The 24,621-nt window shown below is 67.2% G+C and carries 22 protein-coding genes and 4 pseudogenes; 12 read left to right on the top strand and 14 right to left on the bottom strand.

What is annotated here, in order from left to right:
- Window positions 1-127: 127 nt before the first annotated feature.
- From ACFJI0_RS11615 to ACFJI0_RS11635, 5 genes and pseudogenes are all read left to right on the top strand, one after another.
- Window positions 128-523, top strand: a pseudogene (locus ACFJI0_RS11615) (Bug family tripartite tricarboxylate transporter substrate binding protein); the annotation flags it as partial.
- Window positions 519-965: pseudogene (locus tag ACFJI0_RS11620) on the top strand (tripartite tricarboxylate transporter substrate-binding protein); the annotation flags it as partial. The pseudogenes ACFJI0_RS11615 and ACFJI0_RS11620, both read left to right, overlap by 5 nt.
- 148 nt (window positions 966-1,113) lie before the next feature.
- Window positions 1,114-2,403: a hypothetical protein gene (locus ACFJI0_RS11625; protein WP_382325066.1), complete on the top strand. Its 1,290-nt coding sequence runs from the start codon at window positions 1,114-1,116 to the stop codon at window positions 2,401-2,403.
- A gap of 64 nt (window positions 2,404-2,467) precedes the next feature.
- Window positions 2,468-3,005: pseudogene (locus ACFJI0_RS11630) on the top strand (dihydrofolate reductase family protein).
- A complete protein-coding gene (locus ACFJI0_RS11635) occupies window positions 3,002-3,562 on the top strand; it encodes a TetR/AcrR family transcriptional regulator (RefSeq protein WP_382325068.1) in 561 nt (186 codons plus the stop codon). The pseudogene ACFJI0_RS11630 and the gene ACFJI0_RS11635 overlap by 4 nt, the downstream one beginning before the upstream one ends.
- An 11-nt stretch (window positions 3,563-3,573) precedes the next feature.
- On the opposite strand, the gene ACFJI0_RS11640 is transcribed toward ACFJI0_RS11635, so the two are convergent.
- Window positions 3,574-4,353: an IclR family transcriptional regulator C-terminal domain-containing protein gene (locus ACFJI0_RS11640; protein WP_382325070.1), complete on the bottom strand. Its 780-nt coding sequence runs from the start codon at window positions 4,351-4,353 to the stop codon at window positions 3,574-3,576.
- A gap of 217 nt (window positions 4,354-4,570) precedes the next feature.
- Here ACFJI0_RS11640 and ACFJI0_RS11645 point away from each other — a divergent pair, with 217 nt between their 5' ends.
- Together ACFJI0_RS11645 and ACFJI0_RS11650 are read left to right on the top strand one after the other, a co-directional pair.
- Window positions 4,571-5,455, top strand: coding sequence for a tripartite tricarboxylate transporter substrate binding protein (locus ACFJI0_RS11645; protein WP_382157593.1), 885 nt, complete (start codon window positions 4,571-4,573; stop codon window positions 5,453-5,455).
- Window positions 5,456-5,466: 11 nt separating this feature from the next.
- The gene (locus tag ACFJI0_RS11650) at window positions 5,467-6,660 is read left to right on the top strand and encodes an FAD-dependent monooxygenase (protein ID WP_382325072.1); all 1,194 of its coding nucleotides are present in this window, start codon (window positions 5,467-5,469) and stop codon (window positions 6,658-6,660) included.
- A gap of 54 nt (window positions 6,661-6,714) precedes the next feature.
- Here the strand turns inward: ACFJI0_RS11650 and guaA are convergent, their stop codons facing one another.
- Window positions 6,715-8,331: a glutamine-hydrolyzing GMP synthase gene (gene guaA, locus ACFJI0_RS11655; RefSeq protein WP_382157590.1), complete on the bottom strand. Its 1,617-nt coding sequence runs from the start codon at window positions 8,329-8,331 to the stop codon at window positions 6,715-6,717.
- 69 nt (window positions 8,332-8,400) lie between these two features.
- The gene (guaB, locus tag ACFJI0_RS11660) at window positions 8,401-9,870 is read right to left on the bottom strand and encodes an IMP dehydrogenase (RefSeq protein WP_291115661.1); all 1,470 of its coding nucleotides are present in this window, start codon (window positions 9,868-9,870) and stop codon (window positions 8,401-8,403) included.
- Window positions 9,871-10,042: 172 nt separating this feature from the next.
- On the opposite strand from guaB, the gene ACFJI0_RS11665 reads away from it, so the two are divergent.
- Complete coding sequence (locus tag ACFJI0_RS11665; RefSeq protein WP_382325074.1) at window positions 10,043-10,615, top strand: DUF4124 domain-containing protein; 573 nt, start codon at window positions 10,043-10,045, stop codon at window positions 10,613-10,615.
- Here the strand turns inward: ACFJI0_RS11665 and ACFJI0_RS11670 are convergent.
- Complete coding sequence (locus tag ACFJI0_RS11670; RefSeq protein ID WP_382325076.1) at window positions 10,609-10,938, bottom strand: RnfH family protein; 330 nt, start codon at window positions 10,936-10,938, stop codon at window positions 10,609-10,611. The genes ACFJI0_RS11665 and ACFJI0_RS11670 overlap by 7 nt on opposite strands.
- A 10-nt stretch (window positions 10,939-10,948) precedes the next feature.
- Window positions 10,949-11,395 carry a type II toxin-antitoxin system RatA family toxin gene (locus ACFJI0_RS11675; protein ID WP_382325078.1) on the bottom strand — a complete coding sequence of 149 codons (447 nt, stop codon included), beginning with the start codon at window positions 11,393-11,395 and terminating at the stop codon, window positions 10,949-10,951.
- A 48-nt stretch (window positions 11,396-11,443) separates the two neighbouring features.
- Between ACFJI0_RS11675 and smpB the strand changes: the two genes are divergently transcribed.
- The 4 genes and pseudogenes from smpB (at window position 11,444) to ACFJI0_RS11695 (ending at window position 13,813) form a co-directional block, all read left to right on the top strand.
- Window positions 11,444-11,938, top strand: a complete 495-nt coding sequence (gene smpB, locus ACFJI0_RS11680; protein ID WP_382325080.1) for an SsrA-binding protein SmpB — start codon at window positions 11,444-11,446, stop codon at window positions 11,936-11,938.
- A 90-nt stretch (window positions 11,939-12,028) separates the two neighbouring features.
- Window positions 12,029-12,400 (top strand): annotated as a pseudogene (locus ACFJI0_RS11685) (hypothetical protein); the annotation flags it as partial.
- A 46-nt stretch (window positions 12,401-12,446) separates the two neighbouring features.
- The gene (locus ACFJI0_RS11690; RefSeq protein WP_382325082.1) at window positions 12,447-12,980 is read left to right on the top strand and encodes a sigma-70 family RNA polymerase sigma factor; all 534 of its coding nucleotides are present in this window, start codon (window positions 12,447-12,449) and stop codon (window positions 12,978-12,980) included.
- Window positions 12,981-13,408: 428 nt separating this feature from the next.
- The gene (locus ACFJI0_RS11695) at window positions 13,409-13,813 is read left to right on the top strand and encodes an anti-sigma factor family protein (RefSeq protein WP_382325084.1); all 405 of its coding nucleotides are present in this window, start codon (window positions 13,409-13,411) and stop codon (window positions 13,811-13,813) included.
- Window positions 13,814-13,822: 9 nt separating this feature from the next.
- Here the strand turns inward: ACFJI0_RS11695 and ACFJI0_RS11700 are convergent, their stop codons facing one another.
- The 9 genes from ACFJI0_RS11700 to ACFJI0_RS11740 all read right to left on the bottom strand — a co-directional run bounded on the left by ACFJI0_RS11700 (window position 13,823) and on the right by ACFJI0_RS11740 (window position 24,621).
- Window positions 13,823-14,923, bottom strand: a complete 1,101-nt coding sequence (locus ACFJI0_RS11700) for an enoyl-CoA hydratase/isomerase family protein (RefSeq protein WP_382325086.1) — start codon at window positions 14,921-14,923, stop codon at window positions 13,823-13,825.
- Window positions 14,924-14,945: 22 nt separating this feature from the next.
- Window positions 14,946-15,953: a DMT family transporter gene (locus tag ACFJI0_RS11705; protein ID WP_382325088.1), complete on the bottom strand. Its 1,008-nt coding sequence runs from the start codon at window positions 15,951-15,953 to the stop codon at window positions 14,946-14,948.
- A gap of 54 nt (window positions 15,954-16,007) precedes the next feature.
- On the bottom strand, window positions 16,008-17,834 hold the full coding sequence (gene typA, locus ACFJI0_RS11710) for a translational GTPase TypA (protein WP_382157572.1): 1,827 nt from the start codon (window positions 17,832-17,834) through the stop codon (window positions 16,008-16,010).
- On the bottom strand, window positions 17,831-18,826 hold the full coding sequence (truB, locus tag ACFJI0_RS11715; protein WP_382325090.1) for a tRNA pseudouridine(55) synthase TruB: 996 nt from the start codon (window positions 18,824-18,826) through the stop codon (window positions 17,831-17,833). The genes typA and truB overlap by 4 nt, the downstream gene beginning before the upstream one ends.
- Before the next feature lie 2 nt (window positions 18,827-18,828).
- Window positions 18,829-19,200: a 30S ribosome-binding factor RbfA gene (gene rbfA / locus ACFJI0_RS11720; RefSeq protein WP_291115695.1), complete on the bottom strand. Its 372-nt coding sequence runs from the start codon at window positions 19,198-19,200 to the stop codon at window positions 18,829-18,831.
- Between the two features lie 3 nt (window positions 19,201-19,203).
- A complete protein-coding gene (infB, locus tag ACFJI0_RS11725) occupies window positions 19,204-22,071 on the bottom strand; it encodes a translation initiation factor IF-2 (RefSeq protein WP_382325092.1) in 2,868 nt (955 codons plus the stop codon).
- 31 nt (window positions 22,072-22,102) lie between these two features.
- Window positions 22,103-23,602 (bottom strand): transcription termination factor NusA, encoded by a 1,500-nt coding sequence (nusA, locus tag ACFJI0_RS11730; protein ID WP_382325094.1) that lies wholly within the window; start codon window positions 23,600-23,602, stop codon window positions 22,103-22,105.
- 51 nt (window positions 23,603-23,653) lie between these two features.
- Window positions 23,654-24,253 carry a ribosome maturation factor RimP gene (gene rimP / locus ACFJI0_RS11735; protein ID WP_382325096.1) on the bottom strand — a complete coding sequence of 200 codons (600 nt, stop codon included), beginning with the start codon at window positions 24,251-24,253 and terminating at the stop codon, window positions 23,654-23,656.
- A gap of 146 nt (window positions 24,254-24,399) precedes the next feature.
- The gene (locus ACFJI0_RS11740; protein ID WP_382325098.1) at window positions 24,400-24,621 is read right to left on the bottom strand and encodes a DUF2788 domain-containing protein; all 222 of its coding nucleotides are present in this window, start codon (window positions 24,619-24,621) and stop codon (window positions 24,400-24,402) included.

Genomic DNA, 24,621 nt, shown 5'->3' on the forward strand with positions numbered 1-24,621 from the left:
GGGCGTCAGATCCACCCTATACCAGCAGTGCATAGGGTGCTCGCAAGAATGAATTATTCGGAATGATGCCCGATCCCTAGACTTTCTCCCAGGCCCCACCCCGAGGGCCCTCACAGGAGCACCATCCATGACCACCCGCATTCCCCGCCGCACCCTCGCCGCCGCCGGCCTGGCGGCCCTGGCCCTCGGCCCGCTGGCCGGCACCGCCGGGGCACAGGACTTCCCGAACCGCCCCATCCGCATCATCGTGCCGTTCACGGCCGGCGGCAGTTCCGACGTGCAGGGGCGGCTGCTCGCCGACCACCTGGGCAAGCTCTACAAGCAGTCCGTGGTCGTGGAAAACCGGCCCGGTGCCGGCGGACACATCGGCGGCAAGGCGGTGGTCGACGCTTCCCCCGATGGCTACACGCTGATGCTCGGCTCCATTGGCCTGCATGCCACCTATGGCGTGTACAGGAAGCTGCCCTACAACCCCGCCACCGACTTCAAGGTGCTGACCATCCTGGCGGAAATGCCGCATGTGGTGGTGGCGCAACGAGGCGCTGGCCGTGACGGACCTGAAGTCGCTGATCGCCCTGGGCCGCAAGTCGCCCGACGCGCTGAACTTCGGCTCGGCGGGCGTGGGGTCGTCCGTGCACATGATCGGCGAGCTGTTCAAGGCCTCGGCCGAGGTGCCCATGACCCACGTCGCCTACAAGGGGAGTTCCGCCGCGTTGAACGACCTGATGGGCGGGCAGATCCAGCTCATGTTCGAAAACCCGCCCACCGTGCTGGCCCATGTGCGCAACGGCCGGCTGAAGGCGCTGGCCGTCACGGGCAAGACCCGTTCCCCGGCCCTGCCTGACGTGCCCACCGTGGCGGAAGCCGCCATCCCGGGGTTTCTCGCGACCTCCTGGACCACGGTGGCCGTCGGTGCCCAGGTGCCGGATGCGCTGGCGAACAAGCTGAGCAACGACATCCGGGCCATCGTCTCCTCGCCGGCGTTCACGCAGGCGCTGGCCGCGCAAGGCATGACGCCCGTGCGCCAACACCCCGCGAGGCGGCCACCCGCTTCGTCGCGGCCGAGAAACAGCGCTGGGACGGCATCATCGACAAAGCGAAGCTGGTGGCCGAATGACGAGCCATCCGCAGGCACCCTGCGCGGTGCGCCGGGTCGGATCGACCGACCAGCATTACTTTTTCGGCTACTACAACAAGAGCAACTGGCACCGCGGCGGCCGCTACCTGCTGGCGCAGCAGGTGCCGTTCAAGGACGCACCGCTCACGCCCACGCTGGAGGCCGGGATCGGCTATTTCGATCTGCAGGAGGGGGCGCGATTCCGCGAGCTCGATCGCACCCGCGCCTGGAACTGGCAGATGGGCAGCCAGCTGCAATGGCTGGATGGCCTGGGCGGGCGCCAGCTGATCTACAACGTGAGGACCACCGAGGCCGAGGCCCGCTACCCCCACTTCGGCGCCATCATCCTCGATGCCGACACCGGCGAGCGGCGCAGCCTGCCGCTGCCGGTCTACGTCGTGGCGCCGGACAGCCGCTACGCCCTGTGCGTGGACTACCGCCGGCTCTACCTCACCCACGAGACCATCGGCTACAGCGAGCCGGGCGCCCCCTTCGAACTGCCACGGGCTCCGGCCGAGGATGGCATCCACCGCATGGATCTGGCGACGGGCGAATCGCGCCTGCTGGTGAGCTACCGTCAGCTGCGCGACTTCCATCCGAAGCCATCGATGGACAAGGCCATCCACTGGGTCAGCCACATCGAGGTCAATCCCTCGTCCACGCGCGTGCTCTTCTTGCACCGCTGGACCGAGCGGATCAAGGACGAGACCTGCTTCCTCCACCGCCTGATCACCATGAACCCCGACGGCAGCGGCATGCGGCTGCTGGAGTGCTCGGACCACCCGCTGCCGCAACTGGACGAAGCCTTCGACCCCAGCGCCGTGGGCACCTTCGACTACGAGAAGTCCGAGTACCAGATCTCGCACCCGCTGTGGCGCAACGACCGCCAGGTCATCGTGTGGGGGCCGCATGCCGGCGAGATCCACTACCACCTGTACGACGACGCCGAGGGCGGTGCGGTGCAGGTGGTCGGGCGCGACGTGCTGACGGAGAACGGCCACATGACCTTCTCGCCGGTGGACGACCGCTGGTTGTTGAGCGACACCTACCCGGACGCGCGCACGCACGAGCGGATCCTGTTCCTCTACGACATGCAGACCGGCGCGCGCCACGACCTGGGCTCGTTCCACGCGGACCCGGCCCTGAGCAAGGAGAACCGCTGCGACCTGCATCCGCGCTGGAGCCGGGACGGCCGCCAGGTCTGCATCGACTCGGTGCACGGGGAAGGTCGGCAGATGTACATCGTGGACGTCGGTCACCTGACGGGGGTGGGCCCAGACCGGTGAGGGTGTGCCTTGTGTCCGATCCGTGTCCGGACAATAATATACGACGTATAAATAAGGACACCGAATGACCACCGCACACGTTTTCATCGCCACCAGCCTGGACGGCTTCATCGCGCGCCAGGACGGCGACATCGACTGGCTGCTGCAACGCGACGATCCCGCCGAGGACCACGGCTACACCGCGTTCATCGCCGACAAGGAGATGATCGTGATGGGCCGGGGCAGCTTCGAAAAGGCACTGAGCTTCGACACCTGGCCCTACGACCGGCCCGTCATGGTGCTCTCCAGGCAGTTGGCCGACGCGCCCGTGCCCGAAGCGCTGAAGGGCAAGGTCCGCTTCTCCAGCCTCGCGCCCCGGGACGCGATGGAGCACCTGGCCGAACAGAACGTGCGCCGGGTCTATGTGGATGGAGGGCAGGTGGTGCAGTCCTTCCTGCGCGAGGGTTTGATCGCCGACATGGTGGTCACCACGGTCCCTGTGCTGATCGGGTCGGGAAGGCCGCTGTTCGGCGCGTTGGCACAGGACGTGGCCTGGCGCCTGGTGCGCCAGCCGCAGCTTTCCTTCCGGCCTGGTGCAATCCACCTACCGGCTCGCCCCATGAACCGACCACGGGGGCGCCCGGCCCAGGGGACGGGGGTGGCCCGCGACGACATCCTGACGGCGGCGCTGGCGCTGCTGGATGAAAGCGGTGGGCAAGGCTTGACGATGCGCGCCCTGGCCACGCGGCTGGGCGTCACGCCGATGAGCCTCTACCACCACGTGGAGAACCACGCCGGGCTGCTGCGGGCGCTGTCGGATCGCGTGTATGCCGAGGTGCTGGAGGGTGCGCCAGGGCTGGCCGCCCCTCGGGCAGACCTGCAGGCGATCCTGACCCGCTACCACGGCGCCGTGGGCCGCCATCCGCAACTGACGCTGGCCATCTTCGCCACGCCGGAGGCCTTCGCCGGGGTGACGCGCCAGATCACCGATCGCCTGGGCCTGCTGCTGGCGCAGATCACGGCCGAGCCCGACCTGTGGCGCGACGTGCTGGTGGACCATGCCCACGGCAGCGGCCTGGCCCTGGCCTCGGCCCACGGCGATCCGAAGCGGGCCCAGGCCCTGCAGGCGGACTACCGACTGGCCCTCGACCGCCTGCTGGACCGTTTGACGGCGCCCTGACGGCGCCGGGCTCAATCGAAGGTCACCGTCGCCCTCAGCTCGTCCCTGGCTTCCCGGATCGCGGCCAGGTGCGCGGCCCGAAAGGCTTCCATCGACATCCGCTCCGCGCGCACCGACAGGCTCACCGCGGCGATCGTCTTGTCCGAGTTGCTGGAGATCGGCACCGCGATGGAGCGCACGCCCAGCTCCAGCTCTTCGTCGCACTCGGCCCATCCGAAGGTCCGGCAATGCTCCACCTGGCCCGTCGCGGAGGCGATGTCCTGCACCGTCTTCGGCGTCCAGGGGTCCAGGGGGGTGGTCGCGAGGTAGCTCACCACGTCCTCGCGGGGCAGCGTCGACAGCACCGCCCGGCCCAGCGCGGAGCAGAAAGCCGGCAGGCGCGACCCGATGCCCAGCCCGGTCGACAGCGTGCGCCGGCCCGTGGACCTGGCAATGATGAGGACCTCGTGGTCCAGCAGCAAGCCCAGCGAGGCGGACTGGCGCGTGCGATCGGCCAGCTTGTCGAGCACCGGCTGCGCCACCTGGGGCGCCGGTCTCGACATGAGGTACGACCTGGCCAGCAGCAAGGTGCGCGGCGCCACCCAGAAGCGTTTGCCATCGCTGTGCAGGTAGTCGAGTTCGTGCAGCGTCAGCAGAAGCCGGCGCGCCGTGGCCGGTGTGTAACCCGTCAGGCGCGCCACTTCGGACAGGTTCAGCTTGGCGTGCTTGCGCTCGAAGCAGAGCAGGACCTTCAGCCCCTTCTCCAGGGACGCGATGAAATCGCGCGGGTGCGATCGTTGGGCGTCGATCATGGTCGCATTATTGCGCAATGCGCAAAACCGCATTGCTTCAGAACGACCCTGTCGACAGAATTCGCTGGCTGTTCCGATGCCTCGCCCGACCAGGTGGGCACCGGGCAGGCTCCCCCAACTTTCAGAGCGCCCAACCATGATCAAGAGACGACAACTTCTAGGCATCGCACCGCTGCTGGCGGTCCCCCTCCTCGCGCGTGCGAACGACTATCCCCGCATGCCCATCAACCTGGTGACGCCGCTGGCCGCGGGCGATGCGGCGGACCGGGCCGCGCGCCTGATGGGGCAGGAGCTTTCGAGGTTGCTGGGCACCGCCGTGACGGTGGCGAACCGCCCCGGTGCCGGTGGCTCCCTGGGCACCCAATCCGTCATCCGCGCGCCCAAGGACGGCTACACCCTGCTCTACGCGCAGAACAGCCCGCTGACCATCCGGCGCGTGATCGAACCGGATGCCGCCAACTACGATCCCTTGAAGGACCTCGTGCCTCTGGCCTTGACCACCCGAAGCCCTTCGGTGCTGGTGACCTACAAGGACGCGCCCTTCAAGACCGTGAAGGAAATGATCGAGCAGGCGCCCAAGAGCGCCCACGGCATCCGCATCGGCAACGCCGGTCCCGGCTCCGTCGGCGAAATCAGCGTGCAGTTGATGAACGCGGCCACCGGCGCCTCGTTGAGCTCCGTGAACTACAAGGGCGCGGCACCCGCCGTCACCGACCTGCTCGGCGGCCACATCGATGCCGTCGTTCTCGCGCTGGGGGCGGTCAGCGCCCACATGCGCACCGGCGCGTTGCGCGCCCTGGCCATCTCTTCGCCCTTCCCCGAGTTCCCCAACGTGCCCACGCTGCGCCAGGCGGGCTACAAGGCCGACCTTCTGGGCGTGTGGTTCGGCTTCTTCATGCCCGCCGGTGTTCCCAAGGACGTGCTCGACAAGATCGTCCCCGCCCTGGAAGAGGTCGCCCGCAACGCCAGCATCTCGGCGCAGCTGCTGCCGGCGGGGATCGTGCAGGAATGGGGCTCCGCCAGGGCCCTTTCCGAAGAAATCACCAACGAGTACCGGGCCGTCAGCGAGTTGCTCGGCCCGGCGTCCAAGAACACCAAATGAAAGCGGTTGTGATGTCAAAGGGTATTCATGTGGCGATCGTGGGCGGTGGCATCGGCGGTCTCGCCGCCGCGGTCGCGTTGCGCCATCGGGGGATCAGCGTCGCGGTGTACGAACAGTCGGGCGTGTTGCGAGAGGTCGGTGCGGGCATCTTCGTCTACCCCAACAGCCTGAGGCAACTGGAGCGCATGGGCCTGGGCGATGCCCTCGCCCGCGTGGGCGCCAAGGTCGGCGCCGGGTCCGAGTACTACCGCATGGACGGCACGGTCGTGGGCAAGATCCTGACCACCGACTCCAGTGGCTGGAGCGGCATGTACGGCATGCACAGGGCCGACATCCTGAAGGTGCTGGCGGACGCGCTCCCACCCAGCTCGATCCACACCGGCCATCGGTGCGTCGACTTCAGCCAGGACGAGCACGGCGCCCGCCTGGTCTTCGAGAACGGCCATGTGGCGAACGCCGATGTGGTGATCGCCGCCGACGGCATCAACTCGGTCTTGCAGAAGCACGTCGTCGAGCCGTCCGCCCCAGAGTACGCCGGCTTCCGGGCGTACCGGGGCCTGATCTCCGCGGACAAGCTCCCCGAGTGGCGGCGCGAGGCGCACCAGGTCTGGATGGGCGATGGCAAGCACTTCATGGTGTTTCCCGTCCGCGGTGGCGAACTGGTGAACTACGTCGGCTTCGTGCCGACGACCAGCGAGACCGCCGAGTCCTGGTCCGCCATCGGCGACCGCGACGAACTCGCCGCCTCGTTCACCGGCTGGGATCCCCGCGTGACCGGCCTGCTGGACAAGGTGGAGACCTGCTTCTGGTGGGGCCTCTACGACCGCAAGCCGCTAGGCCAATGGGTGAACGGACGCCTGGCACTGCTGGGCGATGCCGCCCACCCCATGCTGCCCCACCTGGGCCAGGGCGCGAACCAGGCCATCGAAGACGGCACGGCCTTGGCCGTTCTGCTGCAGACCTGCGCCGAAGGCCGCTCCGTGAAGGACGCGCTCAAGCGCTACGAGGCGCTGCGCCGCCCGCGCACGTCCATGGTGCAGGCGGAGGCCCGCAAGAACGGCATGCGCTACGACTCCAAGTACGCGGACCTGGGCCAGCGCGATCGGGAGATCGCGAACTCCGCCACGCTGCGCAAATCGCTCTACGACCACGACATCGAGAAGGAAGCCCTCGAGTCCCTGAGCCTCGATGGGGTGTCGGCCTGAGCACCCAGGCGTCGCATCGCCGCCTCCATTCGGGGGCGGCGTTGGCGACGACGCTTACTCCCACTCGATGGTCGCTGGCGGTTTGGAGCTCACGTCGTAGGTCACGCGGTTGATGCCGCGCACCTCGTTGATGATGCGGCCGCTGACCTTCTTGAGCAGCGCGTAGGGCAGCTCGGCCCAGTCGGCGGTCATGAAGTCGCTGGTCTGCACCGCGCGCAGCGCCACCACGTAGTCGTAGGTGCGGCCATCGCCCATCACGCCCACGCTCTTGACCGGCAGGAACACGGTGAAGGCCTGGCTGGTGAGCTCGTACCAGGTCTTGCCGCTGTGCGGGTCGACGGTGGAGCGCAGTTCCTCGATGAAGATGGCGTCGGCCCGGCGCAGCAGGTCGGCGTAATCCTTCTTGACTTCGCCCAGGATGCGCACGCCCAGGCCCGGCCCCGGGAACGGGTGGCGGTAGACCATGTCGTGCGGCAGGCCCAGCGCCACGCCCAATTCGCGCACCTCGTCCTTGAACAGGTCGCGCAGGGGTTCGAGCAGTTTCAGGCCCAGTTGCTCGGGCAGGCCACCCACGTTGTGGTGGCTCTTGATGGTCACGGCCTTCTTGCTCTTGGCCCCACCGGATTCGATCACATCCGGGTAAATAGTGCCTTGTGCCAACCACTTGGCGCCTTTTGTTGAAGCACCACTTGAAATGAGTTTGGCGGCTTCCGCCTTGAACACCTCGACGAATTCGCGGCCGATGATCTTGCGCTTGGCCTCCGGATCGCTCACGCCGGCGAGGTGGCCGAGGAACTGGTCGGCCGCGTCCACCCGGATCACCTTGGCGTGCAGCTTGCCGACGAACATGTCCATCACCATGTCCCCTTCGTTCAGGCGCAGCAGGCCGTGGTCGACGAAGACGCAGGTGAGCTGGTCGCCGATGGCGCGGTGGATCAGCGCAGCCGCCACGGAGGAATCGACGCCGCCGGACAGGCCCAGAATGACCTCTTCGTCGCCCACCTGCTGGCGGATTTTCTCCACCGCCTCGGCGATGTGGTCGCGCATCACCCAGTCGGGGTTGGTGCCGCAGATCTCGAGCACGAAGCGCTCCAGCAGCGCCCGGCCCTGCACGGTGTGCGTGACCTCGGGGTGGAACTGCACCGCGTAGAAGCGGCGCTCCTCGTCGGCCATGCCGGCGATCGGGCAGCTCGCCGTGCTGGCCATGAGCTTGAAGCCCGGGGGCAGCTCGGTGACCTTGTCGCCGTGGCTCATCCACACCTTGAGCATGCCGTGGCCTTCGGGGGTGGTGAAGTCGGCGATGTTCTTGAGCAGCGCCGTGTGGCCCCGGGCGCGCACTTCGGCGTAGCCGAACTCGCGCGTGTGCGAGCCTTCCACCTTGCCACCCAGCTGCTGCGCCATGGTCTGCATGCCGTAGCAGATGCCCAGCACGGGAATGCCCAGCTCGTACACCGCCTCGGGCGCCTTGTCGTCCACCTCGTACACGCTGGCGTGGCTGCCGGAGAGGATCACGCCCTTGAGCTGGCCGTCGGCGGCGAACTCGCGCACCCACTCGCTGCTGACGTCGCAGGGGTGCACTTCGCAGTACACGTGGGCTTCGCGCACGCGGCGGGCAATCAGCTGGGTGACCTGGGAACCGAAATCGAGGATGAGGATTTTCTGGTGCTGCATGGGGTGTAAGTGGGTGCGGCGAGAAAAGAAAAAGGCCGTCTCGCTGGACGGCCTGCTGGGCGGTGGGTTTCACTCCGCCCGGTAGTTCGGGGCTTCCTTGGTGATCTGCACGTCGTGCACGTGGCTTTCGCGGATGCCGGCCGAGGTGATCTCGACGAATTCGGCCTTGTCGCGCATGTCCTCGATGCTCGGGCAACCGCAGTAGCCCATGGCCGCGCGCAGGCCGCCGGCCATCTGGAAGATGATGGAGACCACCGAGCCCTTGTAGGGCACACGGCCTTCGATGCCCTCGGGCACCAGCTTGTCGGCATTGGGGTTGCCGGTGCTGCTTTCCTGGAAGTAGCGGTCGGCGCTGCCCTGCTGCATGGCGCCGATCGAGCCCATGCCTCGGTAGCTCTTGTAGCTGCGGCCCTGGTACAGCACGATCTCGCCCGGCGCCTCTTCGGTGCCGGCGAACATGCCGCCCATCATCACGGTGTTGGCGCCGGCCGCGATGGCCTTGGCGATGTCACCGCTGTAGCGGATGCCGCCGTCGGCGATCATCGGCACGCCGGTGCCCCGCAACGCGGTGGCCACGTTGTCGATCGCCATGATCTGCGGCACGCCCACGCCGGCCACGATGCGGGTAGTGCAGATCGAGCCCGGGCCGATGCCGACCTTGACCGCGTCGGCACCGGCTTCCACCAGGGCCAGCGCGGCGGCGCCGGTGGCGATGTTGCCGCCGATCACGTCGATCTGCGGGTAGTTCTGCTTGACCCAGCGCACGCGGTCGAGCACGCCCTTGCTGTGGCCGTGGGCGGTGTCGACCACGATGGCGTCCACGCCGGCCTTGACCAGCGCTTCCACACGTTCCTCGGTGCCCTCGCCCACGCCCACCGCCGCGCCCACGCGCAGGCGGCCGGCGGCGTCGCGCGCGGCGTTGGGGAAGTTGAGCTGCTTGGTGATGTCCTTCACCGTGATCAGGCCCTTGAGCTCGAAGGCGTCGTTCACCAGCAGCAGGCGTTCCAGCTTGTGCTTGTTGAGCAGTTTCTTGGCCTCGGCGGGCGTGGTGCCGTCGGGCATGGTGACCAGGCGCTCGCGCGGCGTCATGATCTCGCTCACCGGCAGGTCGTAGCGGGTCTCGAAGCGCAGGTCACGGCCGGTGACGATGCCCACCACCTTGCCGGCGTCGACCACCGGGAAGCCGGAGACGCCCAGGTCGTCCGAGAGCTTCATGACCTGGCGGATCGTGGTCTGGGGAGAAATCACCACCGGGTCGCGCAGCACGCCCGATTCGTAGCGCTTGACCTTGGCCACGTGGGCCGCCTGTTCCTGCGCCGTGAGGTTCTTGTGCACGATGCCGATGCCGCCTTCCTGGGCGATCGCGATCGCCAGACGGGCTTCGGTGACGGTGTCCATGGCCGCGGAGACCAGGGGCAGGTTCAGCTGGATGTTGCGGGAGAACTGGGTGGCAAGCGAGGCGTCCTTGGGCAGGACCTGGGAGTACGCTGGCACCAGCAACACGTCGTCGAAGGTGAGCGCTTTGCCGAGGAGGCGCATGGGTAAAGCTCCAAAAGCGTCGATTGTAGCCGGCCGACCTTCGGGCAAACCCGCACACCCCGTCCCACCCCGGGTACCGCTCAGGCTCGAAAAGCTACCGCTCCTGCGGCTTGTGGCCGATAAAACCGCAGATGCCACCATGCGCGCAGGGGCCCGCCGCTAAACTCCGCCAATGCCTCAAAAACGCCCTTCGAAGCCGTCCTGGCGAGCCCCTCTGGCGGCGGGATTCCTGCTGCTGGCCTGCTCGATCGCCTCCGCGCAATGGGTCTGGAAGGAAGGTGATCGCAAGGTGTTCAGCGACACCGCGCCCCCCGCCAGCGTGCCCGACAAGAACATCCTCAAGCGCCCCGGCGGCGGCAGCGCCCCGATGCCCGCGCCGGCCGCGGTCGCGCCCGCCAGCACCGAGACCGGCGCAGCGTCCCCCGCGGGTGCGGCGCCTCAGGCGGCAGCCCCTCAACTGCCCACGGTCGACAAGGAACTCGAGGCCAAGAAGAAACAGACCGAACAGACCGAGGCCGCTCGCCAGAAGGCCGAGGAGCAGCGCGTCGCGCAGGCGCGCACCGAGAGTTGCAACCGCGCCAAACAGGCCAAGGCCACCCTGGATTCCGGCGTGCGCCTGGCCACCACCAACGCCAAGGGCGAGCGCGAGATCATGGACGACAAGGCCCGCACCGCCGAGGCCAAGCGGCTGGATGACGTGATGCGCGGCAACTGCGGGCCGATGCCCAAGTCCGGCCCTCAGTAACCGGCCTTCGACCCCGGGCGCCGGCGGGCGAACAGCCCCGTGGAGCGCGCGCCCTGCCCCATGAAGCGTTCGCGGCGCGCCACCTTCGGGTCCACCCGCAACCCACGCACCACCTCCACCCGATCACCCTCGCGCAACATCCGGTCCCAACCGGCCTTGCGCCCCCAGATGCCGAGCGCCAGCGGTTCGGCCTCGATGTCGGGAAAGCGCCGCAGCCAACCCGCCTGATCGAGCGCCTGGCGCAGCGTGCACCCCTCGGGCACATCGAGCACCTCTTCCACCACCTCGCGGGGTGCCGGAGCGTGCATCAGTGTGATCTTCATGGGGTGGTGATCAGTCCGCGCCGTACACCTGGTCGGCCCGCTTCACGAAAGCGTCCACCAGGCTGCCGGCGATCTTGTCGAACACCGGGCCGACCAGGGCCGCCAGGGCCGAACTGGCGAAGCCGTAGCTCAGCTTGAAATCGACCTTGCAGGCACGCTGGTCACCCTCACCCAGAGGGGTGAACTCCCACACGCCATCAAGCTGGGAGAATGGCCCGTCGACCAGCTCCATGTGCACCCTGCGGTCGGCCTCGTGCGTGTTGCGGGTGGTGAAGCTCTGGCGCAGGCCGCTGATGGCGATGCCCACGCGGGCCACCATGCCCGCCTCGTTTTTTTCCAGCACCTGGCCCTGATCGCACCAGGGCAGGAACTCGGGGTAACGCTCGATGTCGGTGACCAGCGCGAACATTTCGTGTGCGCTGTGCCAGAGCAAAACGGACTTGTGAATGGTTTTCATACAATCCAACTCATTGTATTGGCCTGAAACGGCCGCACCTTCCGCTTCATGTCCACCAAAAGCAGCAAAGAATCTTCCACCAAAGGCGTTGACAGCCGCATCGCCGAGAACCGCAAGGCGCTCTTCAACTACGCGATCGAAGAACGCTTCGAAGCGGGCATGGTGCTGGAAGGCTGGGAGGTCAAGGCCCTGCGCGAGGGCAAGGTGCAGCTCACCGACGGTTATGTGGTGATCCGCGAGGGCGAGATGTTCCTCATCGGCTGCCAGATCAACCCGCTGCACACCGCCTCCTCCCACGTGAGCCCGGACGCGGTGCGGACCAAGAAGCTGCTGCTGCACAAGGAGCAGATCCGCCGCCTGGTCGGCAAGGTCGAACAGAAGGGCTATGCCCTGGTGCCGTTGAACCTGCACTGGAAGACCGGCAAGGTGAAATGCGAGATCGCGCTGGGCAGGGGCAAGGCCGAACACGACAAACGCGACACCATCAAGGACCGCGAAGGCAAGCGCGAGGTCGAGCGTGCGATGAAGTCGCGCAGCCGCTGAGGTTTTTTCGTGGCGCGGGAATAAACCCGCCACAGCCGGCGTTCATCCCTGTGCAGAGCCTGTCTGCCCATACCTTCAACGGAGAACGCCATGAAATTCCTGATTCCCCTGACCCTGGCAGCGGCCCTGCTGGGTGGCTGCGCCTCGATGTCGTCCGCCCCGGCCCCTGCCATGGCCAGCGATGGCGTGCTGGTCGGCCCCAACCGCATGACCCTCTACACCTTCGACCGCGACGTGGCGGGCAGTGGCAAGTCGGTCTGCAACGGGCCCTGCGCCACCAACTGGCCGCCGCTGATGGCCGGTGGAAACGACAAGGGCAACGGCGACTACACCGTCATCACGCGCGACGACGGCCAGAAGCAGTGGGCCCTGAAGGGCAAGCCGCTGTACTACTGGGCCAAGGACACCAAGCCCGGCGACAAGACCGGTGACGGCTTCAACAACGTCTGGCGCGTCGCGCAAGCCCTGAGCCGCCCCCAGCCCACCACGGCCACTGCCACGCCGAGACATGAGACGCGCCGAGCTGATCGACCAGATTCCCGGTCTGCGCCGCTATGCGCGCGCGCTCACCGGCGACCCCTGGGCGGCCGATGACCTGGTGCAGGACACGCTGGAGCGGGCCTGCGCCAAGTGGCGGCTCTGGACGGCCGGTACGGATCTGCGGGCCTGGCTCTTCACGCTCATGCACAACCTGCACGTCAGCGGCCTGCGCCGGGTGCAACGCCGCGAAGGCAGCGGCCTGCCGGTGGACCCGGACGACGTGGCGGCCGAGCTGGTGGCGCCCGACGCCGCGCAGGACCTGGCCATGGACCTGCAGCGCTGCCTGCTGCGCCTGCCCGAAGAACAGCGCGTGGTGTTGCTGCTGGTGAGCCTGGAGGACATGAGCTACGAGCAGGTGGCCCGCATCACCGGGAGCCCGATCGGCACCGTCATGTCGCGGCTCTCGCGCGCCCGCACCCGCCTGCAGGCGCTGATGAACGCGGCGGCCCAGAGCGTGCCGCCCGATGCCTACGCTCTTCCCCATCTGAGGCGGCTGAAATAGCACCGCCCGCAAAGCCATGGACACCCCCCTCACCCAGCCGCTGACCGACGCCGAGATCAATCGCCTGCTCGATGGCGAGGTGCAGGGTGCCGAGCGGGACGCGCTGTTGCAACGGCTGCAGGGCGATCCGCACGGCCGCGAGCGCCTGGCCCACTGGCAGACCCAGCGCGACGCCATCCGACAGTTGCATACCGACCTGCTGCAGGCACCCGTGCCGCCCGGCATGCGGGAAGCCGCGCACCGCGCCAGCGATGCACAGGCCCGCGTGTCAGGCTGGTGGCGCTGGGGCGGCATGGCGGCCGGCATCGTGCTGGCCTTCGGCGTCGGTCGTTTGTCGAACCACGAATGGCCGAGCGGGCCCGCGCCAGGTTCTGCCCCCTTGGCCGACCCTGCCCGCCTTCGCGCGCGACGCATCGGTCGCCCACGCGGTGTACTCCCCCGAGAAGCGGCACCCTGTGGAGGTGGGCGCGGTGGATCAGGAGCACCTGGTGCAATGGCTGTCGCGCCGCACCGGCAAGGCGCTCAAGGTGCCGCGCCTCGATGCCTTGGGCTACGAACTCGTGGGTGGCCGCCTGCTGCCGGGCGACGTGGGTGCGCGCGCGCAGTTCATGTTCCAGAACGCCCAGGGCGTGCGCATCACCTTGTATCTTGGCGCCCTCGCCCCCACCACGGAACCTGCCGAGGCCAGCGGCGAAACCGCCTTCCGCTTCGCGCAGGAGGGCCCGGTGCCCGGCTTCTACTGGGTGGACCAGGGGTTCGGCTACGCCCTGAGTGGGCCGCTGAGCCGCGACGCACTCATGGCCTTGGCCGAGGCGGTGTACCGCCAGCTCTAAGCTGCGGCCTCAGCCCAACCGCCGCAGCGGGTGCTCGTCCACCGGCCAGGGGCTCTCGAAGAAAGCCGCGACCTCCGCTGGCGTCACGTCTTCGATGCGGGCCGGGTTCCACCGAGGCGCATGGTCCTTGTCCACCGCCAGGGCGCGGATGCCTTCCACCGTTTCGCTGGCGGCGCCGGGGCGCAGGTGGAAACAGCGATGCACCATGTCGCGCTCCATGCGCAGGTCGTCGGCCAGGCCCATGCCACGCGCGCGTCGGATCTGGTCGAGCACCACGTGCAGCATCAAGGGCGAGCGCTGGCGCAGGGTGGTGGCGGTCTGGCGGGCCCAGTCGCTGTCGGTCGCTTCGAGCGCGGCGATGATCTTCGGGACATCGGGCAGGCCGAAGATCCGGTCCACCTCTTTCGCCGGCCACGGGGCGGGCGCTGCGGTGGTGCTGAGGTGGCTCGTGCACCAGCGTTCCACCGACGCGCCGTTTTCGAACGGCGTGCGCTCGAGCGAGGCCCACAGGCCGGGCAAGCGGCCGGCGTCGATGAAGCCATCGGCCAGGCCCGCCGTGATGGCCTCGCGGCCGGTCAGCACCAGGCCCGTGAGCGCCAGGTACTCGCCCAGGCGGCCCGCGCAGCGGCTCAGGAAGTAGCCCCCGCCCACATCAGGAAACAGGCCGATGTTGGTTTCGGGCATGGCCAGCTTGCTGCGCTCGGTGACGATGCGCAGGCTCGCGCCCTGGCTGATGCCCATGCCACCGCCCATCACGATGCCGTCCATCAGCGCGATGTAGGGCTTGGGGTAGGTGTGGATCAGGTGGTTGAGCGCGTACTCCTCGGTGAAGAAGTCTTCCAGCGCTGCATCACCGGCCAGGGCCGCCTGGTGGAAGAAGCGGATGTCGCCGCCCGCGCAGAACGCGCCGAACGGGCCTTCCTTGTTGACCCCGCGCACCACCACCGCGAGCACCGCGTCATCGTCGCGCCAGGCCTGCAAGGTCTGCGTGAGGCTGCGAAGCATGTCGAGCGAGAGCGCGTTGAGGGCCTTGGGGCGGTTCAGGGTGATGCAGCCCACGCGCCCCCGGATTTCGGCAACGACATGGGTTTCGGGTGTCAGAGAAGTCATCTTTGTTCTTCCGGTCAGTCGATCATTGTGGCTGTTTGTCCACCGTCTGGATACGCGGGGTGCCAGCGCGCGAACGCCAGCCAAGCAGTTCGTTGAGCACCAGCGCGCCAATGACCAGCGAGCCGCCGGTCAGCACCTCCGGGCCGGGCACTTCGCCCGCGCCGGCCCAGGCCAGCAGGATGCCGAAGATCACCTCCAGCAGCGCGAGCAACGACACCTCGGGCGCCTTGAGCGAACGGGCGCACACAACGGCCAGCGCGCAGGGAATGGCCAGCTGCACCAGGCCAAGCAGGGCCAGCCAGGCCACGTCGGTGCCCGTGGCCTCGAATGGCAGCGCCAGGGGCAGCGTCGCCAGCGAGGACAGGAGGCCACCCAGCAGCACCGAGGGCACGAGGTCGATCTTTTCGCCATGGGTCTGGCCGCGTTGCACCACGGTCCAGTTGATGGCAGCGGCCACCGGCACGCACAGTGCCGCCAGCGAGCCGGCCACCAGGCCACCGGTCTGCGTGGCGGGGTCGCTGAAGGCTTGCAGGAACTGGCTGCCGTACATGTACACGATGCCCGCGCCGGCCGCCACGATGGCCAGCCAGGTGCGCAGCGCGAGCCGCTGGCCGAGCACCGCGCGCGCCACCAGCGCGGTGAACAGCGGGCCCACCGACATGATGATGAGCACGTTCGCCACGGTGGTGAAGGTCAGCGCCAGCATGAAGGCGGTGAACATCACGCTCCAGCAGACGCCCGAAATCCAGAACGCCTTGGAGCGCGCCAGCACGCCCCAATGGCGCTCGAGCATTCCCTGCCCGGGGTCGTCGGCGATCTGCCCCGCCGCGCGGTCGGCGGCGCGCCACCAGGGCAGGATCACCAGCAGCGACAGCGTGGTGAAGGCGCTGCGCCAGAACGTGACCTCGAAGCGCGCCGCCGATTCGAGCTGGCGCGAGACCACCCCCGCGATCGACCACATCAGGGTCACCACGATCATCATGAACACCGCCTGGGTGTGCGTCAGGCGACTGAGGGCACGAAAGGGCATGGTCTGTTCGTAAAAAAGGCCGCGTCCCGGGAGACAACGGCCTGTGCGGAGCGATCAGCCTTCGCGGCTGGCGCGCTTGCGGTCGTGCTCCTTCAGGTGGCGCTTGCGCAGGCGGATGCTCTTGGGCGTGATCTCCACCAGCTCGTCGTCCTCGATGAACTCCACGCCGTACTCCAGCGTGCACTCGATGGGCGGCGTGATCTTGATCGCGTCTTCCTTGCCGCTGACACGGAAGTTGGTCAGCTGCTTGGTGCGCGTGGCATTCACCACCAGGTCGTTGTCGCGGTTGTGGATGCCGACGATCATGCCTTCGTACACCGGGTCGCCAGCGCGCACGAACATGCGGCCGCGGTCGTCCAGCTTGCCCAGGGCGTAGGTGAAGATTTCACCGTCGTCCATGGAGATCAGCACGCCGTTCTTGCGGCTGGCGATGTCGCCCTTGTGCGGCTCGTAGCCGTCGAAGATGTTGGCGATCAGGCCCGAACCGCGCGTCAGGTTCAGGAACTCGTTGGTGAAACCGATCAGGCCACGGGCCGGGATGCGGTACTCCAGGCGCACGCGGCCGCGGCCATCGGGTTCCATGTTCACCAGCTCGCCCTTGCGCTCGCCCAGGGCCTGCATCACGCCGCCCTGGTGCTGCTCTTCGATGTCGGCCGTCACCATTTCGATCGGCTCGTGGCGCTCGCCGTTGATCTCGCGGAACACCACGCGCGGCTTGGACACGGCCAGTTCGTAGCCTTCGCGGCGCATGTTCTCCAGCAGGATGGTCAGGTGCAGTTCGCCCCGGCCCATCACTTCGAAAATGCCGTCTTCGCTGGTTTCCTTGACGCGCAGCGCGACGTTGCTTTGCAGTTCCTTCTGCAGGCGGTCCCAGACCTGGCGGCTGGTCACGTACTTGCCTTCGCGGCCGGCCAGCGGGCTGGTGTTGACGCAGAAGTTCATGGTCAGCGTCGGCTCGTCGATCTTGAGCATGGGCAGCGGCGCCGGGTTGAGCGGGTCGGTGATGGTCACGCCGATGCCGATGTCGGCAATGCCGTTGATCAGCACGATGTCGCCCGGGCCGGCTTCGGTCACCTGCACGCGGTCCAGACCCTGGAAGGTCAGCACCTGGTTGACGCGGCCCTTGATGGTCTTGCCATCGGGGCCTTCCATCACCGCCACGTCCATGCCGGGCTTGACGATACCGGCGCTGACGCGGCCCACGCCGATGCGGCCCACGAAGGTCGAGAAGTCGAGTGCGGAAATCTGCAGCTGCAGCGGTGCGCTCGGGTCACCCTTCTGCGACGGCACGTGCTTGAGCACGGTGTTGAACAGGGCCGACATGTCCGGGCCCCACTGCTCGCCGGGCGCGCCCTCGACCAGCGAGGTCCAGCCGTTGATGCCCGAGGCGTAGACCACGGGGAAGTCGAGCTGCTCGTCGTTGGCGCCCAGCTTGTCGAACAGGTCGAAGGCGGCGTTGATCACCTTGTCGGGGTTGGCACCCGGCTTGTCCACCTTGTTGACCACCACGATGGGCTTGAGGCCCAGGGCCAGCGCTTTCTTGGTCACGAAGCGCGTCTGCGGCATCGGGCCTTCCTGCGCGTCGATCAGCAGCACCACACCGTCCACCATGGACAGGGCGCGCTCCACCTCACCACCGAAGTCCGCGTGGCCGGGGGTGTCGACGATGTTGATGTGCGTGCCTTCCCAGCTCACCGCGCAGTTCTTGGCCAGGATGGTGATGCCGCGCTCGCGCTCGATGGCGTTGTTGTCCATCACCGTGTCGACCACCTTCTCGTGCTCGGCGAAGGTGCCCGACTGGCGCAGCAGTTGGTCCACCATGGTGGTCTTGCCATGGTCAACGTGGGCAATGATGGCGATGTTGCGGATTTGTTTGCTCATGATGTGAGTTCCGGTGAGGTTTCCAGGATTTGCTGTATTTCGGAGGGGCTCAGCAGTCGCCCCGGGATCAACTCCCCGGCCTGGGTGTGGGCACTGCCCAGCAGCACGGAAGATGGGAGGGAGGATGGGTCGGAAGTCGTGTGGGGCACGGGACCGAAGACCGCCACGCGGGCGCTGTCAGCCCACCCGCCCCGGCGGCGCACGCCGCTGAGAAAGCGCCCGGCATCGTCGGCGCCGAGCGTGACAGGGTCATGACCTTCCAGCAGGGACTGCACCGGCAGCAGCCGCGCCAGCCGGTCCTCTTCGCTCAAGGCTTCCAGCGCATCCAGTGCGATGCACTGCGAGACGTCGAATGGGCCGGTGGCGATGCGCCGCAGCGCGATGAGATGGCCGCCGCAACCCAGGGCTTCGCCAATGTCTTCACCCAAGGTGCGGATGTAGGTGCCCTTGCTGCAGCGCACCCGCAGGCGCAATTGCGGGGCCTCGCCCTGCAGCTGCATGTCCAGCAGCTCCAGATCGCGGATGACGACGTGGCGCGCTTCGCGCTCCACCGTCTCGCCGTCCCGCGCGTACTCGTAGAGCGCCTTGCCATCCTTCTTCAAGGCACTGTGCATGGGCGGCACCTGGGCAATGGGGCCGGTGAAGCGGTCGAGCACCTCGACCACCTGCCCCGCCGTGCACGTCACGGGGCGCGACTCGATGACGTCGCCCTCGGCATCGCCGGTGCGGGTCTTCACGCCCAGGCGCACGGTGGTCTCGTAGGTCTTGTCCGCGTCCAGGTGGATCTGGCTGAATTTGGTGGCGGCACCGAAACACAGCGGCAACACCCCGCTGGCCAGCGGGTCGAGCGTGCCGGTGTGGCCCGCTTTTTCCGCGCGCAGCAACCACTTGGCCTTCTGCAAAGCCTGGTTGCTGGAGAGACCCAGCGGTTTGTCGAGCAGCAGCACCCCATGCACAGGGCGCCGCTGCACCCGTGTGCGTGGCGCGTGCATGCTCATTCTTCCTTTGAACGAGAAGAAACGGCCTTGGAAATCAAGGCGTTCATGTCGGCCGCGCGCTCGGTGGTGCGGTCGAACACGAAATGCAGCGTCGGCACGGTGTGGATGTGCAGGCGCTTGAACAGGCCATTGCGCAGGAAACCGGCCGCCGCGTTGAGGCCTTGCAGGGTCTCATCGGGGTTGCCGGTCAACAGGCTGAAGAACACCTTGGCGTGCGCGTAGTCGGGCGTGACCTCCACCGCATTGATCGTGACCATGCCCACCCGCGGGTCCTTGAGCTCGCGCGCGATCAGCTCGGCCAGATCCCGCTGGATCTGGTCGGCCACGCGGAAACCGCGGTTGGGGGTGGATGATGCTTTGCGGGGCATGGTTTACAGCGTGCGAGCCACTTCCTTGACTTCGAAGAATTCGAGCTGGTCGCCTTCCTTGATGTCGTTGTAGTTCTTCAGCTTGATACCGCACTCGAAGCCTTCCTTGACTTCGCGCACATCGTCCTTGAGGCGCTTGAGCGTGTCGATCTCGCCGGTGTAGACCACCACGTTGTCGCGCAGCAGGCGGAAATGCGCGCTGCGGGTGACCATGCCGGAAGTGACCATACAGCCAGCGACCGTGCCGATCTTGGAGGCCACGAACACGGTGCGGATCTCGGCCGAGCCGATGACCTCTTCGCGCTTCTCGGGCGCCAGCATGCCGGACATGGCCGCCTTCAGATCGTCCACGGCGTCGTAGATGATGTTGTAGTAGCGCAGGTCCACGTCGTTGCCTTCGGCCAGCTTGCGCGCGCCCACGTCGGCACGCACGTTGAAGCCGATGATCACCGCCTTGGAGGCGATGGCCAGGTTGACGTCCGATTCGCTGATGCCACCGACCCCGGCGAACACCAGCTGCACCTTGACCTCTTCGGTCGAGAGCTTGAGCAGCGAGGCCGACAGCGCTTCCTGCGAACCCTGCACATCGGCCTTGACGATGATGGGCAGCAGCTTGACCTCGCCCGCCGTCATGTCGGAGAACATGTTCTCCAGCTTGGCGGCCTGTTGCTTGGCCAGCTTGGTGTTGCGGAACTTGCCGGCGCGGTAGGTGGCGATTTCGCGCGCACGGCGCTCGTCGGTCATCACCATGAAGTCGTCGCCAGCCTGAGGCACTTCGGACAGGCCCTGGATTTCCACCGGAATCGACGGGCCGGCCGCCTTGATGGGCTTGCCGTTCTCGTCGAGCATGGCGCGCACGCGGCCCGAGGTCTGACCGACCAGGATCACGTCGCCGGTCTTGAGCGTGCCGCTCTGCACCAGCACCGTGGCCACCGCGCCGCGGCCCTTGTCCAGGCGCGCTTCGATCACCAGGCCCTTGGCGATGGTGTCCACCGGCGCCTTGAGCTCCAGCACTTCAGCCTGCAACAGCACCTGTTCAAGCAGCGCGTCCACGCCCGCACCGGTCTTGGCCGACACGCCCACGAACGGCGTGTCACCGCCAAACTCTTCCGGCACCACTTCTTCGGCGATCAGTTCCGAGCGCACCTTCTCGAGGTTGATGCCCGGCTTGTCGATCTTGGTCAAGGCCACGACCATCGGCACACCCGCCGCTTTCGCGTGCTTGATGGCTTCCTTGGTCTGCGGCATGACGCCGTCGTCGGCCGCGCAGACCAGGATCACGATGTCGGTGGCCTGGGCACCACGGGCACGCATGGCGGTGAACGCCTCGTGGCCCGGGGTGTCGAGGAACGAGATCATGCCGCGCTCGGTTTCCACGTGGTACGCACCAATGTGCTGCGTGATACCGCCGGCTTCGCCCGCAGCCACCTTCGCACGGCGGATGTAGTCGAGCAGCGAGGTCTTGCCGTGGTCGACGTGGCCCATGACGGTGACCACCGGCGCGCGAGGCAAGGCCTCGGCGTCCTGTTGCGTGGCTTCCTCGTCGGTGAAGGCCTCGGGGTCGTCCAACGCGGCCACGACGGCCTTGTGACCCAGCTCTTCCACCACGATCATGGCGGTGTCCTGATCCAGCGGCTGGTTGATGGTGACCATCTGGCCCAGCTTCATCAACTGCTTGATGACCTCGGACGACTTCAGGCTCATCTTGTGCGCGAGCTCGGCCACGGTGATGGTCTCGGGCACGTGCACTTCGATCACCTTGAACTCGGTCGGTGCCACGAAGCTGCTCTGGCCGGCATCGCGCGAATCGCGGTCGTTGCGGCGGCCACGCGGGCCGCCACGCCAGTTGGAACGCCCGGCGCTGGTGTCGCCACGGGTCTTGATTTCCTTCTTCTTGGCCGCGTCGTCCTTCCAGGTGGAGGACAGGTTCTCGGACTTGACTTCCTTCTTGCCCGCGGCACCGCCCGGAGCGGCCGCCGTGGCGCCGGCCGTGGCGGGTGCCTTGCCCGGCGTGCCGGCTGGCTTGTGCAGCGTGCCCTTGATGCCCGCCTTCGGGTCGGCGACAGGCGCCGGCTCCGGCTTCTTCGCCACCAGGGTCCTGGCGGGAGCGGACATCATCGCGCGGATGTTCGCGGCTTCGGCCTCGGCCTTGCGGCGGCGCTCCAGCAAATCTTGTGCGCGCAGTTCCTCGGCCTTCTTGGCCTCGGCGTTCTTGTCGGCCAGCACGCGGGCAGCGGACTCGCGCTCCAGCGAAGCCGTCTTGGCCTGGGCGTCCTTGCTCGCCTTGGCGGCGGCAGCCTCGTCCACCGACACCGGCGCGGCGGCCTCGGCGGCGACGCGCGCGGCCGCCTCAGCGGCTTCGGCCGCGGCGGCACGCTCCTGCTCGGCCTTGGCCTGGCGGGCTTCCTCGGCCTCGCGGGCCTGGCGCTTCTGCGTCAGTTCTTCTTCCTGGCGGCGCAGCAACTCGGCCTGGCGGCGCGCGTCTTCCTCGCGCCGGGCCAGTTCCTCGGTGTCGATCGCGGGTGCGGCCGGCGCGGCTTCGGCCACGGCCTCGGGCACCGCGACCTCGTCGTCGCGCTTGATGAAGGTGCGCTTCTTGCGCACTTCCACCTGGATGGTGCGGGCGCGCCCGGTCGCATCGGCCTGCTTGATCTCGGAGGTCGATTTCTTGACGAGGGTGATCTTCTTGCGTTCACCGCCCGCCGTGCCGTGGCTGGCCTTGAGGTGGCCGAGCAGCGACTGCTTGTCGGATTCGGTGACCGCATCGGTCCCGGAAGTCTTGGGCACTCCGGCTGCTGTGAGTTGCTCCAGCAGGACGGAAGTGGGCTTGTTCAGCTCGGCAGCCAATTCGGCGACGGTGGTACTGGTCATGGGTTCTTTTCTCCGCTGGGGCCTCCGCTGGTCAGTTCGTGGATTGCGCTTCGTCACCGGTGAACCAGTGCGCGCGTGCCAGCATGATCAGCGCCGTGGCCTCTTCAGGCGTCTGTGCGGTGATGTCGGTGAGTTCGTCGGCGGCCAGGTCGGCCAGCTCGTCGCGGGTGTGGACACCGGCGTCGGCCAACTTGGCGATCAGCTCGGGCGTCACGCCTTCGAGGTCGCGCAGGTCCTGCGAGACTTCCTCGACGCTTTCTTCCCGCGCGATTTCCATCGTCAGCAGGGCGTCCTTGGCGCGCGTGCGCAACTCGTTGACGGTGTCTTCGTCGAAAGATTCGATCTCAAGCATTTCCTGCAGCGGCACGTAGGCCACTTCCTCGAGGCTGGTGAAACCTTCCTCGATCAGGATGTCGGCAATTTCCTGGTCCACGTCCAGCTTGGCCATGAACACCTTGCGGATGCCGTCGGCCTCTTCGGCCTGCTTTTGCGCCGATTCGTCGGCGGTCATGATGTTGATGCGCCAGCCGGTCAGTTCCGAAGCCAGGCGCACGTTCTGGCCGCCACGGCCGATCGCGATCGCGAGGTTTTCCTCGTCGACCACCACGTCCATCGCGTGGCGCTCTTCGTCCACCACGATAGAGACCACGTTGGCCGGGGCCAGCGCGCCGATCACGAACTGCGCCGGGTCTTCCGACCACAGCACGATGTCCACGCGCTCGCCGGCGAGCTCGTTGGTCACGCCGTTGACGCGCGAACCGCGCACACCGACGCAGGTGCCGATGGGGTCGATGCGCTTGTCGAAGCTGTGCACGGCGATCTTGGCGCGCGAACCCGGGTCGCGGGCGCAGGTCTTGATCTCCAGCAGGCCTTGCTCGATCTCGGGCACTTCCTGGCGGAAGAGCTCGATCATGAAGGAAGGTGCCGAGCGCGACAGCAGGATGGGCGCGCCGCGCAGCGTCAGGTCCACTTCCATGATCATGGCGCGCACGCGGTCGCCGGTGCGGAAGTTTTCCTTGGGGATCATCTCGCCGCGCTTGAGGCGGCCTTCAACCCGGCCGCTCTCGACGATCAGGTCGCCCTTGTCCATGCGCTTGACGGTGCCCACGAAGATCTTGTCGCCGCGCGACATGAAGTCGTTGAGCAGCATCTCGCGCTCGGCGTCGCGGATCTTCTGCAGGATCACCTGCTTGGCGGCCATTGCGCCGATGCGTCCGATCGGCACGCTTTCCACCGGCTTCTCGATGTAGTCGCCCTCCTCGATGTCGGCGAGTTCATCGCGCGCATCGCTGAGCATTTCTTCGGCATCCGGGTTCTGCAGGCCGGCCTCATCGGGCACGACCAGCCAGCGGCGGAAAGTTTCGTAGGCGCCGGTGTCCGGGTCCATCGCGACGCGGATGTCGACATCGCCTTTGTAGAGTTTCTTGGTGGCCGAGGCCAGTGCGAGCTCCACGGCGCCGAGCACCACGTCGCGCTCGACGTTCTTCTCGCGGGAGATCGCATCGATCAGCATCAACATTTCGCGGTTCATTTCACTCGCCCACCTTTCCGAATAGCTTTTCCGTAATCACAACGTTTTCTCTCATTCATCGCCCGGCGCAGCGGCCGCGCCAGGGGCCTGCCGGCCCTTGAAATTCACGATCGGCGCGAGCCGCGCCTGCTGGACATCCGCCAGCCCAAAAGCCAGGGCCTGCAGCGGCACGGGCGCGCGCTTCTTGCTCACGCGCTGCCCCGGCTTGGGTTCGGGCGCATCGCTCCAGACCACCTGCCACTGCACACCGTCGTCGGCACGTTCGAGCGTGCCGCGAAATTTCTTGCGGTTCGCCGCCACATCGGTCCCCGTGGCGCCGATCGGCGCCTTTAGGGTCAGGTCCACCACGTGGCCTTCAAACCGCACGTAATCGATCTCGCGCTTGAGCGGGCGATCGATGCCCGGCGAACCCACTTCGAGGCGCCGGTACTCCAGACCTTCCACTTCCAGCAGGTACTGCAGCTGGCGCGTGACCTTCTCGCAATCTTCCACCGTCACAAAGCGCTCGGCGGGCATCGGCTGCCCCTCCACGGGCGCCTGCCAGGGCCAGTCGATCGTCACGCGCAACAGACCGCCAGCGGAGCGTTCGAGTTCCACCAGGTCAAAGCCCAGTCCGGTGACGGTCTGCTCTACGGTGTCTTGCCAAGCCATTGCGTGTGGTGTCTGCCCAGGGTTCGCCCCCCGGCGGTCCGTGGGGCCAAAAGCGTTCGGCCAAAAAAAATGGGCCGGTAGTTACCCGCCCATTTGGTCGTGAAGCCAGCATTGTAACGCTTCTGTGCGCTATCTGGCAACCTCGCTCAGATGCCCAGCACCCATTGGATGAGGTTCTTGCGCAGAAAGCCCAACATGCCGAAAGAAAGCACCAGGAAGAGGACAAAAGTACCAAATTTCCCCGCCTTGGACTCGCGCGCGAGGTTGAGCACGATGAACAGCATGTAGAGGATGAAGGCACCGACACCGAAGGTCAGCCCGAACTGCGCGATCTGGCCCTCGGTGAAGCCCAGGACGGTGGCTTCCAT

This window comes from Hydrogenophaga sp. UC242_53 (assembly GCF_042696965.1).
In the GTDB taxonomy this organism is placed as follows: domain Bacteria; phylum Pseudomonadota; class Gammaproteobacteria; order Burkholderiales; family Burkholderiaceae_C; genus Hydrogenophaga.